14 protein-coding genes are annotated in these 12,140 nt (G+C 48.5%); 3 read left to right on the forward strand and 11 right to left on the reverse strand.

The annotated features are described in order from the left end of the window. Positions 1-5: 5 nt before the first annotated feature. The 4 genes from DHAF_RS23690 to DHAF_RS23700 all read right to left on the reverse strand — a co-directional run bounded on the left by DHAF_RS23690 (position 6) and on the right by DHAF_RS23700 (position 4,073). Positions 6-815, reverse strand: coding sequence for a basic amino acid ABC transporter substrate-binding protein (locus DHAF_RS23690; RefSeq protein ID WP_015945441.1), 810 nt, complete (start codon positions 813-815; stop codon positions 6-8). 232 nt (positions 816-1,047) lie between these two features. Then, positions 1,048-1,341 carry a zinc-ribbon domain containing protein gene (locus tag DHAF_RS25505; RefSeq protein WP_005815560.1) on the reverse strand — a complete coding sequence of 98 codons (294 nt, stop codon included), beginning with the start codon at positions 1,339-1,341 and terminating at the stop codon, positions 1,048-1,050. An 18-nt stretch (positions 1,342-1,359) separates the two neighbouring features. Then, the gene (locus DHAF_RS23695) at positions 1,360-2,190 is read right to left on the reverse strand and encodes a ComF family protein (RefSeq protein ID WP_015945442.1); all 831 of its coding nucleotides are present in this window, start codon (positions 2,188-2,190) and stop codon (positions 1,360-1,362) included. An 11-nt stretch (positions 2,191-2,201) separates the two neighbouring features. Further along, positions 2,202-4,073, reverse strand: a complete 1,872-nt coding sequence (locus DHAF_RS23700) for a helicase-related protein (RefSeq protein ID WP_005815556.1) — start codon at positions 4,071-4,073, stop codon at positions 2,202-2,204. 191 nt (positions 4,074-4,264) lie between these two features. Between DHAF_RS23700 and DHAF_RS23705 the strand changes: the two genes are divergently transcribed. Then, the gene (locus tag DHAF_RS23705; RefSeq protein ID WP_005815554.1) at positions 4,265-4,639 is read left to right on the forward strand and encodes a DUF2680 domain-containing protein; all 375 of its coding nucleotides are present in this window, start codon (positions 4,265-4,267) and stop codon (positions 4,637-4,639) included. Between the two features lie 6 nt (positions 4,640-4,645). Here the strand turns inward: DHAF_RS23705 and DHAF_RS23710 are convergent, their stop codons facing one another. Next, the gene (locus DHAF_RS23710; protein WP_041272029.1) at positions 4,646-5,044 is read right to left on the reverse strand and encodes a hypothetical protein; all 399 of its coding nucleotides are present in this window, start codon (positions 5,042-5,044) and stop codon (positions 4,646-4,648) included. Positions 5,045-5,169: 125 nt separating this feature from the next. Further along, entirely contained in the window at positions 5,170-5,607 is a 438-nt protein-coding gene (gene fabZ / locus DHAF_RS23715) for a 3-hydroxyacyl-ACP dehydratase FabZ (RefSeq protein WP_005815550.1), read from the reverse strand. Between the two features lie 140 nt (positions 5,608-5,747). Here fabZ and DHAF_RS23720 point away from each other — a divergent pair, with 140 nt between their 5' ends. Further along, complete coding sequence (locus DHAF_RS23720) at positions 5,748-6,872, forward strand: glycosyltransferase (protein ID WP_015945444.1); 1,125 nt, start codon at positions 5,748-5,750, stop codon at positions 6,870-6,872. Between the two features lie 63 nt (positions 6,873-6,935). On the opposite strand, the gene DHAF_RS23725 is transcribed toward DHAF_RS23720, so the two are convergent. The 5 genes from DHAF_RS23725 to spoIIID all read right to left on the reverse strand — a co-directional run bounded on the left by DHAF_RS23725 (position 6,936) and on the right by spoIIID (position 11,491). Beyond that, positions 6,936-8,288 carry an anti-sigma factor domain-containing protein gene (locus DHAF_RS23725; protein WP_015945445.1) on the reverse strand — a complete coding sequence of 451 codons (1,353 nt, stop codon included), beginning with the start codon at positions 8,286-8,288 and terminating at the stop codon, positions 6,936-6,938. Then, positions 8,285-8,998: an RNA polymerase sigma factor SigI gene (gene sigI, locus DHAF_RS23730; RefSeq protein WP_005815544.1), complete on the reverse strand. Its 714-nt coding sequence runs from the start codon at positions 8,996-8,998 to the stop codon at positions 8,285-8,287. Before sigI ends, DHAF_RS23725 begins: the two co-directional genes overlap by 4 nt. 91 nt (positions 8,999-9,089) lie before the next feature. Next, positions 9,090-9,827, reverse strand: coding sequence for a WecB/TagA/CpsF family glycosyltransferase (locus DHAF_RS23735; RefSeq protein WP_015945446.1), 738 nt, complete (start codon positions 9,825-9,827; stop codon positions 9,090-9,092). A 158-nt stretch (positions 9,828-9,985) separates the two neighbouring features. Beyond that, positions 9,986-10,972 carry a rod shape-determining protein gene (gene mreB, locus DHAF_RS23740; protein ID WP_005815540.1) on the reverse strand — a complete coding sequence of 329 codons (987 nt, stop codon included), beginning with the start codon at positions 10,970-10,972 and terminating at the stop codon, positions 9,986-9,988. A 270-nt stretch (positions 10,973-11,242) separates the two neighbouring features. Beyond that, positions 11,243-11,491, reverse strand: coding sequence for a sporulation transcriptional regulator SpoIIID (gene spoIIID / locus DHAF_RS23745; protein WP_014795808.1), 249 nt, complete (start codon positions 11,489-11,491; stop codon positions 11,243-11,245). A gap of 199 nt (positions 11,492-11,690) precedes the next feature. Here spoIIID and DHAF_RS23750 point away from each other — a divergent pair, with 199 nt between their 5' ends. Continuing rightward, positions 11,691-11,984, forward strand: coding sequence for a hypothetical protein (locus DHAF_RS23750; protein ID WP_015945447.1), 294 nt, complete (start codon positions 11,691-11,693; stop codon positions 11,982-11,984). The last annotated feature ends 156 nt before the right edge of the window (positions 11,985-12,140 follow it).

Below are 12,140 nucleotides of genomic sequence, written 5' to 3' on the forward strand. Positions count from 1 at the left end.
CGGGCTTAGAACTTAGGAGCATCCTCATTAAACCATTTTTTATAGATCTCATTGTATTTTCCATTGTCCATAAACTTCTTTAACGTGGCATTCACTTGATCGGCCAACTCTTTATTATCAAGCTTAAAGGCGATGCCAAAATACTCTTTTTCGAAAGCGCTGGGGATGATCTCAATATCCATATTGGGGTTCTGGGTAATGAAATAGTAAAGGGTAGGGGTATCGGCAACCACTGCCTCAGAGCCGCCAATCATCATATCGTTGATGGCATCTCCGATGGTATCGAATTTTCTGGGATCGATCCCCAGATCTTCAACTGCAAACTGACCTGTGGTTCCTTGTTGAACACCAACTTTTTTACCTTTTAAGTCTTGTTCTGATTTAATTGCTGAACCTTTTTTAACAGCGATTATTTGAGCGGATTCAAAATAAGGGTCGCTGAAAAGCACCGACTTGGCACGGTCGTCGGTGATCGTCATCGCCGAGATGACGGCATCATATTTTCCCAGGCCAATTGCTGCGACCAACCCATCAAAAGAGGATGACTCAAACTTCGCGGTATATCCCAAGTCTTTGGCGATTTCGTTCATTAAATCGATATCAAAGCCTGTAGGAGTTTGCTTTTCGTCCATAAATTCAAAGGGTGCATACTCGATAGCGGAGCCGATCTTCAGTACTTTTTCTTCTCCCCCATTCGCTCCATTATTCGCCCCATCGTTTGCAGGGGGCTGACTTTGATTACCGCCGCAGCCTGTAAGGGCCAGCAAGCCCATCATGACCACAGCAATGATCCCATTGCGTAAACTCTTTTTCATTTTTATCCCTCTCCTTTTAGTTTTCTTTTTTACTTTACTTATCCAGCGGGCAAAACATGCTACTTTTTTAGCAAAGCTTCTTACTTGTCTTATGGATATTGATTATTATACATAACGATGCAACTTTATTCAACATCTTTTTCTTATAATAATTAGAATTGTTTATAAAAAAAGCTGTAAAAAAAGCATTGGATATACTCCAATGCTCTCACATATATTCTCGTTTATCTGATTAGCGACCTACGCGGTGGTTTTGGTAGCAATCGCGGCAGTAAACGGGACGATCAGATGTAGGTTGAAATGGAACTTGAGTTTCAACGCCGCACTCTGCACAAACTACTGTGTGCATTTCCCGTTGACGGCTTTCACCGCTGTTGCGGCTGGCTTTACGTGCATTACGGCAGTCTCTGCAACGCTGTGGCTCGTTTTCGAAGCCTTTTTCTGCATAGAATTCTTGTTCACCTACAGTGAAAATGAAAGTGGTTCCGCAATCTTTGCATACTAGTTCTTTGTCTTGAAACGCCATGAAGAAAATCCCCTTACCTTAAAAAATAGTAACAGACTCACGCCTATCCGACCCTATTATAACACCGAATTCTGAGGCTGAATAGTCCTTTTTCTGTCCTTTCTCCAAACCTGCGGCTAAAACAAGCCCATACACCTGAGCCGCTCCACCCCGTTTCAACACCTTGGCACAATGCTCCAAGGTCGCACCGGTAGTGGTCACATCATCGATAAGCCAAACCCTGGCTCCTTGGATTTGCTTAAGCCCTCGTGATGAAGAGACTATTTGGAAAACCGACTCCAGATTATGCAGCCTCTCCTTCCGGCTTAACCCCACTTGCGGGGCAGTGGGCTGAACCCGGTGCAAACCCTCCCACAAAGGAATCCCCAGTTCCCAATGCAGCAGGGAGGCCATCGCTGCCGCCTGATTGAAGCCTCTTTCCCCTAATCGTTCATCATGCAGAGGAACAGGCACAATCCAATGGGGAGGCGGCAGATGGCGAAGAGCAAAATCCCCCAGAGGCGGGCCGAGCTGTTTCAGCAAATAAGGCTGGGATTTAAATTTTACATTCTGAATGAACTCCCGCCAAGCCCCCGTATAATGTCCCCAGGCCACAGCCTGATCCATACCTTTGGGCCCTCTGCCCGCAACGCAGTCCTCACATTCTGTATGCTGAGATTCAAGAAGCTTGCCGCAATGGCTGCACCGGTTCAAATCCGGCCGGAAATAAGTTTGCTTACAATCATCACAAAAAACCTGGCCTCCTGACACATGGGTTGCACAGAGAAGACAGGCTGACTCCTTATCATAGAGCAGGGATCGGGCAAGGTCTTTTATATCTTGCCATAGAGAAAAAATAGAGCCGGACATAAGGAACCTCCTTAATTGTCAATTAAACCCTGAGCGAAGGCCAGCTCATTTTGCTCCTTAATCCAATAAATCGCTTTTGCAATGGCAGCTGACTTTTGGCGGGATAGGAAAAAGGCATTGCCGGTGGGATTCTCCTGGGTCCTCCCCACCCGTCCGGCCATTTGGACCAAGGCTCTCTCGTCAAAGACCCCATGGTCCGCCTCCAGAACCATGATTTGAGCATTAGGCAGGGTGACTCCCCGTTCCAGAATCGAAGTGCAGACAAAAATACGGAACCTTCCCTCCCGCAGTGCCGCAATTTTTTCAGTACGATTGGGATCGGCACTGTAGCTTCCTGAGATTGACCATTGGGGGAACTCCTTCTTCAGGATTTCGACCCAAGGGTTGACCCAGGATATCTTGGGCACAAAGAGGAGCACCGGACCCCATAGGGCTAATTCCTTCAGCCACTGAAGAACCTTTTCTCCCTGCTCTCCAGAGCATCCATGCTCAGGTGCCATACTTCCCCCAATCTTGCGCCACTGCGGTAACGGAACTGCCTTGCCATGGTGGCGTGCGGTCAGGCGGATCAGTTCCATCCTCCCTGCTTTAACCTTCTCCAAACTTTCCCGGGAGGGAGTAGCCGTCAGATAGGCCCTTTTCCCTCCCGTTCTCAACGCCCGATCCATTCCCCAAGCCAAGGCTGTACTGCCATAATAGGGAAAGGCGTCCATTTCGTCAAGGAAGATTAAATCAAAAGCCTGGTAAAAACGCAGAATTTGGTGTGTGGTTGCCAGAACAAAGGGAGCTGGCGTAAAACGCTCCTGGCTTGTTCCGGTGAGAACACTCAGCTTTAAGCCGGGAAAATCCCGCTGAAGACGAGGGGCTACATCCAGAACCACATCTTGACGAGGTGCCGCGAATAATACCTTTTTCCCTTGTTCAAGGGCCCATGCTGCGGCCGGAAAACAGACCTCGGTTTTCCCTGCTCCACAAGCTGCCCAGAGCAACACTTCCTTCTCAACGTTTCTACCCTGAATGACGCCCCTTTCGCCGGCACCTTCTTTTACAAACTCTAAGACCTGTTGGGCAGCAAGCTTTTGGGCAGGACTAAGCTCCCAACGGGGTGAAAATTCCCAAGCCATGTTCCCACAGTCGGAAAAAGAGGAATAGCTCAGATGATCTGACTCTGTAGAGGAGGAAAACATAGTTTGAGAGGGACCCCCGCTTCGGTAAAGCTCATGGAGTGAACTTACTGCTCCTAAAGCGGTACAAGCCGGGCAAGTGGCAGCCGGCCCATAGATGCTTATCCACTCTTCGACCTTAGTCTCCCCGCAGCGCTCACATCTCCAGCCTTTTCCTACTCTTGTCACGGCCGGAATCCATTGGGCATCCCCTTTCCCGACCTGCTCATGGCAGAGGTTCAAAATCTCCGGATAAGATAAGCGACATTCCTGCCCCAGCCGCTGCAGGTCAGCCTTGGCTAATAATCTTCCCTCAGTTCTGGCCAGGAAATCCCCAATCCTTTCCTTATCTGTTATACTCCCCAGATTATCCTTCAGTCCATTCTGCCAAGAGGCCTCCGGAGAGTTTCCCTTCTCCCACCGCCAATTTTGATCCCTTAGTCCCGGATAGCCTTTCAAGGTTCTGAGCATTGCCCTTTTAACCCAGGCTCCATCCCGCTTCTTGTCCTCTCCCCTTTCTCTTGAATAGCCTCCCCATAAGGGCCATACGCCGCCTCTTCCTGAGCCCTGCCTTTGCTCGTCAATCTCTCCCAGCAGGGATTGGGCAAAGCTTAAAGGGAGCCCGGGCCGCAAGACCTCAGCCTCCTCAGCCAAGTGCTTATCGTCTATTAAAGGGGAAAGTGTCATCTCCCCTGAATCGGCAACAAAAACGTAAAACATAAAAAACCCTCTCTTTGCATCCCATAAGAAGGGTTTTATTGATCGATGAGTATAGTGTTCGCTCCGAACTGTCTATTCCCTGCTTATTTTAATAATCCATCCAAGGATTACCACTATGTTTCTTTCTTTTTCTGGGTATTCTATAAAACGTTCCAGTTAAAAAGTCGTCTATTATTAAGGAGGAGTGTAAATTGTTGAAGAAGTTCGCGGTAAGTTTATTGACCCTCGCCTTCCTTACCTTTGGCGCCGGAACAGCTTTTGGGGCAACCACAACGGCACCGGATCCTGCCAAACTGGCGGAAATCAAAGCTCTTCATCAACAAATGGTCGAGCTCAAGGTGCAAATGATCGATAAGAAAGTGGAAGCCGGAATCCTGGAAAAGGAAAAGGCTGAAAAGATCAAAGATGCGATTAAAGAACGGCAAAAGAAAGTAGAAGAGGACCTGGCCAACGGCAAGGTCGATTTTGGGAAAAAGCATCATAAAGATCGCGACAACAAACCCAAGGGCGATTCAAAAGAAACACCCGACGCAAAATCTTCATCGAGCATGCGCCTTACCAAATGACCCTTCTTAACTGGAACCCTGATCCCCCAACTGCGGTTGGGGGATTCTTTCTTGAATGGACCATGTAAATCCGGAGAAAGATTGATTCAAGCATTTAAGGTAGAGGAGCTCTTCCTCAGTATACTCATCCTGCTCTCCCCACAGCTCAATCTCACAATGGACGGGCAAGTTCATTTTCCGCTCCATCTCCCCCAGAAAGCGTTTTAAAGAAAAAGCAAATTGCTCCTGCCGGTAGATAGATTCTTGATTGGTAAATTTAACGGTGATTTGGGAGCAGTAAGCCTTTCTCTTCCAAGCGGTGATTTTATGGCCGATCCTTTCCGGAACCGTCCACTCCCAATAATCCGTGATAATCCATAACAAAGCCACAATTACCCCTAGTCCGGTAAGCTGTACACCCATCATACTCCCCCCTACCCTAAACTATGCAAGAGTTTAGGATAGGGCAATTTGTCTTTTCGGAAATGATGGCCCCTTCACTCGCTATAGGTAATGTAATGTTTATGCTATACTAAACTCAGCGGCGTTCCTTAATCCTCTAATTTAGGACCGACAGCAAATTTTAAGGTGCCCTCGGCAGCTAAATTTTCTCCTACATAGGCTTTTCCTTGTGCCACACCAAGCCCCCGCTTGAGTTTTAATAACTCAACTTCCAGCCGTAGCTGGTCGCCGGGGATCACTTGCCGGCGGAACCGAACGTCTTCCAGCCCGGCAAAAAGCGCAATATGTCCTGCGTATTCCGGCATTTTCAAAAGAATCACAGCCCCTACCTGGGCCAGAGCTTCCATAATCAGCACACCGGGCATTACCGGATAGCCGGGAAAATGCCCCTGGAAGAAAGGCTCGTTGCCGGAAACATTCTTCAAGCCCACCCCCCGTTTGCCATCTTCCAACTCCAGAATCCTATCCACCAGCAAAAAGGGATAGCGGTGGGGTATTATCTTTTGAATCTCCTGACTTTCTAACATAAAAAAACCTCCTGATTTATAACTTTTTTATCAACATTTTTATACGCTTCGTTTTTGCTCAAAACCACTATTTTGATACCTAGTCACAATTTGCTTATACTTTAGTATAACCGAGTTTCAGGAAGAAGGGAAGAATCCCCGTGCCAACCTATAAAATTTTGCAATTAATCGGCGGCGGCGAAATCGGCGGCGCCGAACAGCATGTCCTGACCTTGCTGCAAGGGATCGATAAAGCTGCCTTTTCCTTAACCTCAGGCTCTTTAATCGATGGGCCTTTCGCCCGCTCCACTGAAGAGAAAGGCATTCCTACCTTGCGTTTTCCCATGAAGCACGCTCTGGATTTATCCCCTTTGCCAAAGCTTATGGCCGATATACGTCGGGAAAAGTTCTCTCTCATCCATACCCACGGCTCCCGGGCCAATCTTTTGGGGAGACTGGCCGGAGGTTGCTTGAAACTACCTGTGGTCAGCACGGTTCACAGTTCCCTAAAGCGGGATTATCTTTCACCTGCCGCGGCCTGCTTGGCCCTGGCTTTAGACCGGCTGACCCTGCCCTTGACCTCCGGGATTATCACCGTTTCCGAAGCTTTGGCTGAAGAAGTGGCCCGTCGCGGCGGGCAAAGAATCCGCACCATCTATAATGGCATCCCGCCTCTGCCTCAGCTGGCCACCAGTGAGCGGCGGGGGGAATTGCGGGAAAGCTTCCGCCGGACATGGGGTATACCCAAGGATGCCCTGGTTCTCGGCAGCGTCGCCCGGCTGCATCCCACCAAGGGGCTGCACACGCTTTTAGAAGCTGCTCACATCTTACGCCCCCAGTTCCCTCATCTCCATATTCTGATCATCGGCGACGGACCTCTGCACAGGGAGCTTGAGGAACAGGCTGAGGCTTGGGAGCTGCCCCACACTTTTACAGGCTATCTCCCCGATGCCTATCAAACCCTGCCCGCTATGGATATTTTTATTCTCCCTTCCCTAAGCGAAGGCATGGGCCTCGTTCTGCTTGAGGCCATGCAAGCTCATCTGCCTCTTGTCGCCACTGCTGTGGGAGGGATACCGGAACTGATTCGCCCCTCTCTGGATGGCCTTTTGATTCCCCCGGGACAACCGGCGGAACTTGCCGGGGCCTGCCGCACCCTTCTCCAGAACCCTGAGCTCGCTCAATCCTGCCTGGACTCCGGCGCTCAGCGTTGGCAGGACTTCAGCGTTCAGGAAATGCTCAGACAAACTGAGAACTTTTATCAAGAAGTATTAACAAGATGCTGACAGCACAAAGCTCTCCTGGGGAGAAGTTCCGCTGGAACCTTCTGCCTCAGGAGAGCTTCATATTTAAGTACGTTGACTATAGTTCATTCTCAGGAAGTTCCCAAAATTCCAGTTACTCTGGGAGCTATTTCGAGAATCCCCTTCAGTTTTGCGATTGCTGTTTTGTTTAGTATCCTGATTATCCCTCTTACCGGCTTTTTCCGCTGGCTCAGCCTGCTTAGGGCTTTGCTTCTGCTCAGAGTCGGGAACCCCTTTTTTCTCCCCGCGCTTTTCTTTGTCGGTATTTTGATCATTATTGCGGTCACTGTTCCCTTGGTTGTCAGTCCTATCAGACCTGTTGTCTTGGCCTTTTTCCAGGTCATCCCCTTTGTCGGTTCCCTTCCCTTTCGTGCCGGAACCGTAATCTCTATCTTTGTCCTTATCTTTACTCCTATCTTTATTGCTGTTCTTATTGTCATCTTTATTGCTGCTCTTATTGCTGTCCTGGGAAGGCTTTGGATTGCCTATGCTGTTTCTGGGCTGTTCTTTGGTACTTTTCTGATTATTTTTCTCTCTATCCAGGTTATACCACTTACTTTTACCGTAGCCTTCCTTTTTATCCTTGCCCTCACCCTGATTGGTTTTATTACTCATGGCTTCAATAATGAGCTTATCTTTACGCATCTGCTCCTGAATTTCCGGAGTTTCCAATAAGCGGGCTCGCTCTTCCTTCGCTTTTAAATCCTTAGGCTCTACCTTAATACCTGCCTTCTGAGCAGTATCTGCTAAAGCATACTCTCCCAAGGTGAGCCCCGTCTCTTCAGCTTGCTTTTTTTGCTCAGAGGTCAATTCATAGACCGCTACGGTAGGCTTAAGCCCTTGCTCATGCACAGCCTGTTGAACTTGTTGGGTTATTGCTTCAGTATTAATCGTACTGGATTTGGCGGAGGGCTCCTTTTGGTCCGGCGCCGCGGCTGAATATCCTACCACAACCCAGTTTTCTTCTTCGTTCAAATAATTTAAGGCCACCGATTTTTGAATAATTTTATTCAAGGCCTCTCCCCATGACTTTCCTTTCAGGGCTAGTCCGGTGACCAGCTGTTCAGCCTCGGAGTTCAGGGATTCCAGCTCCAGAACTTCTCCCTTTTGATCCACGGTAAGCTGAAGGCTGGGGTTAATATCCAGAGAAATCATGGCCACTGCGGTCCTTGGCTGCCAGGCATTCCATCCGAAAATCCCCATCAATGCCAGCAGAACTACCGCAGCGACACTTGCCCCTATTCGCCAAAAGGTTGCTCTGCTTTGGACCGGCAATTGGATTTCCTCCCCGACCTCCGCATCCCCTTTGTACTTTAAGGTTTGAAAAGCTCCATCCCCCGTTAGTACGGTAATGGAATTCTTATATTTCTCTAAGACAACAGCCTTAATTTGGCTCATCCTTCAGCCCTCCTTTCCTCCGGGAGTACATATTCCCTTAAGTAAATATAATCATGTTGATTAGCAATCAATAAGGCTACCGCCAGAATATATTTCCGCCCCCGTTCCAGTACTTTGGGGTGAACTTTGGTCTTTAAGGTCAGGGCTTGCATGGGGAGCTTGCCTGTCTTCTCCACTTGCTGCCATAACTCCGGAGACAGTGCCAGGGTTCGGGCCACCCCGAGCAGGGTTTCCCGGCTATCCCGGTGTTTGGGGCACACTTCAGCCAGGACTTTAAAAGATAGGCCATATTTTTTCAGGGCTAAGGAAAATTCCTGAATCTCAGCCGCTCTTTCCTGATTTTGTTGACGTTCACGAAATTCCTGGAGCCCTACATGAATATCAACAGCCTGCCCTACCTCATCCTGATCCATAGGCAAGGCTTCCCGCAAACGCTGCTTGCGGTAATAATCAATAAGCCGGCGTTTGATCAGGAGCCGGGCATAGGCTAAAAAAGGCACGCCTCGTTCTTCTTCATAATGTTCAATAGCTTCATTAAAGGCGATTAAAGCCTCGGATAATTCTTCATCTCTACCCCATTCTAAAGTGCGATGACACGTCTGAATGGAAACATGACGAATAAAAGGCTGAGACTCCTGTAAAAAGTCCTCTCTGGCCTGTGGGTCGAGTGTTATCTTCTCCCAGGACCATTTGAATTCCCATTCAGGCATTTTTCAACCTCCTGTTCATTAGTACGCCTAGGGGAGCCGTCTTTAGTCGGTGCGGAGAAATAAAGTGTTAATCTGCCGCTGGCAAGGAATACTACCTTACTTTCCGGGTTCTCTTTTGCTCCTTACCGGAGCATATGACCTTCCAGGTGAAACGGGGGAGAACCAGTTGACGTTTCAGACGGGAGGGCTGCTTAAGCAAACGATAGAGCCACTCCAGGCGGATATGGCGAATCCACCGGGGAGCTCTTTTGTTGATTCCGGCCAGAGCATCAAAGCTGCCCCCCACACCAATGCTGACCGTGTTTAAATCAAGATGGGAAAACATCCAAAACTCCTGACGGGGTGCTCCCAAACCGATCAGAAGAAGATCCGGCTTGAATTCACGGATTTGCTCCAGCAAGGCCGGCTCTTCTTCGCGGCTGAAATAGCCGTGAGCTGCTTGCCACCGGAAACCGGGGTGCTTTTCGGCAACTTTCTCAGCTGCCTTTTCAGCAACACCGGGCTGGCTGCCCAGAAAAAAGACCCCCCAGGCTTGTTCAGCTGCTATGGGGAAAAGGGCTTCAATTAAGTCAATCCCTGTTACCCGCTCAGCTACCGGATGGCCCAGGCGCTTGGCCGCCCAGACCACACCTACCCCATCCGGGGTCACAACCTCAGCTGAATTAATCAGCTGCTTAAGGCGGACGTCCCTTCCCGTAGCATAGATCAGCTCCGGATTAGCCGTAACCACTTGAATGGGCCTCTGTTCCTCTACTGCTTTTCGGATTTTAAGGACGGTTTCCGCCATCGACTCCCGGTCCACTTTTACGCCAAGTATATCTGCTCTCATGGTAAACCTCTCCAAACTAAAACATTCACATTCCTAAAGAAAAAGCCGAGAAATAGCTTCTCCGATCTGCTCACCGGATAGTGCCCCTTTCCTCGGCTGTAAAGCTTGTCTTCACCAGAATTCTATGTATTGTTGAAAAACTGCCTGATGTCAGTGACCTAAAAGCTTTGATCCAGAACCTTGCCTGTCCCTAAAGCAACACATGAGATCGGATCTTCAGCCAGAGTTACCGGCAGACCGGTCTCCCTGGAAATCCGGGTGTCAAACCCGTAGACCAGGGCTCCGCCTCCGGTCATGACGATTCCTTTGCTTAAGATATCGGCGGAAAGCTCAGGGGGAGTCCGCTCCAGTACTTCCTTCACCGCCCCCACGATGGCTTCCACATTTTCTTCCAGAGCAAGATAACACTCTTTGGAGTTGACATTAATGGTTTTGGGAAGACCTGTGACCAAATCCCTGCCCCGCACATCGATTTCAGCATGATCAGGCCGTCCCTCAGGAATAGCCGCACCGACAGCAATCTTTACTTCTTCCGCTGTCCGCTCCCCAATCATCAGGTTATATTCACGCCGGATATGGCGGATGATGGCTTCATCAAATTTATCGCCGCCGACCCGTAAACTGCGCTTGGTGACAATCCCTTCCAGGGAAAGAACGGCCACATCCGACGTTCCCCCACCGATATCCACGATCATATTGCCCGTAGGCCCGGAGATGTCCAATCCCGCTCCCAAGGCTGCCGCATAGGGCTCTTCAATGACTTTGACCTGTTTGGCTCCGGCTTGGTAAGCGGCTTGCTTTACTGCCCGCTCTTCAACATCGGTAACTCCTGAAGGGATACAGACCACCACCCGGGTCTTAAACAAAGGCCAACGCCGGGCCCCCGCCTTTTCCAAAAAGTATTTAAGCATGATTTCTGTGGTTTGATAATCGGCGATGACACCATCCCGCATCGGGCGAACAGCCACAATATTCCCCGGTGTTCTCCCCAGCATCATTCTGGCTTCTTCCCCAACGGCTATTTTTTTATTGGTATTCTTATCGATGGCCAGAACCGAGGGCTCATGAAGAACAATTCCTTTTCCTTTGGCGAAGACCAAAACACTGGCCGTTCCTAAGTCAATTCCTAAGTCTATACCGAACATTTAAGTGGTACCCCTTTCTTACTCTTCTGCTTGTCCATCTTCACTCATCACTGACTGCCTTGATTTTCTGTTCCTGGTTTTAACCATCTTTCCGATATATCCCTAAACGAAAAGTACAATCTCCCCTGCGGGAGATTATACATAATATACCACATTCTTTTATTCGATGAAACTATACTAATTCCTTTAATATTTCCCCTTATGATCCAGAAAAACTTGCTTTCTTATAGTTCCCGAACATTTATCTAAATAAACCTGCTAAACCTGCTTTCAGCTCTCCTGATATTTTTTCCGAGTGGCTTCACCACCCCGGATATGACGTTCTGCCTTATTGCTTTCCAGTATTTGCTTAACCTCCATAGCCAGCTTTTCATTGATCAGGGGTAGCCTCTCCGTGACATCCTTATGAACAGTGGATTTACTCACTCCGAAGATATCTGCTGTCTGTCTTACTGTGGCGCTCGATTCCATTATATAATTGCCAATATCGAGTACCCGTTTACGGATATATTCCTGCACCCTGAGCCCTCCTTTTTTGCACCGAAATTTTATACATTTATATGCACTTAAAATCAAAAAAGACATCCTCAGAAGGATGTCTTCGACTGGTAAATGCTGTATAACTCAAAAATAAGATTTTTTTGCAGAAAGAATTGTAAATCATTGCCAATTTGGTTTTTGCATCATACACTGTAATATAAAAAGGAGGTGTTTCGCAATGTATGGCTGCGTTGGTAATCCAATTTGTTGCCCACCACAATACTGCGTAAGGGATACTTTTACCCCTAGAATGATCCCCGTTATTCAACCTGTCGTGACGGTTAATCGTCAGAATATCGTTGATGTTCCTCAACCCTATGTTCAACAGATAACACGCAACGTTACTGTTGATCGGGGTTTCGCTAATACCGGTAACTTTGGTTTTGGGAATGCCGGCTTCGGTGGTGCCGGTTTCGGTGGTCTTGGGAATGCAGGGGCCTTCGGCGCTTCTAATCGTCTGTTCACGCGGTAAAAATTAAATCCTTTTGTTCAGCTATTTATTCTTAAACACTACTATGACTCCCATCTTCTTATAGGCGGGGATCTATGACCCCGGGTTCAGCTTAATCCAGCTTGTAGACTAAAACCGTTTCTATGCCGTCAGGCTCGAAACGGTTTTCTTTTTTCG

The organism is Desulfitobacterium hafniense DCB-2, from assembly GCF_000021925.1.
Lineage (GTDB): Bacteria > Bacillota > Desulfitobacteriia > Desulfitobacteriales > Desulfitobacteriaceae > Desulfitobacterium > Desulfitobacterium hafniense.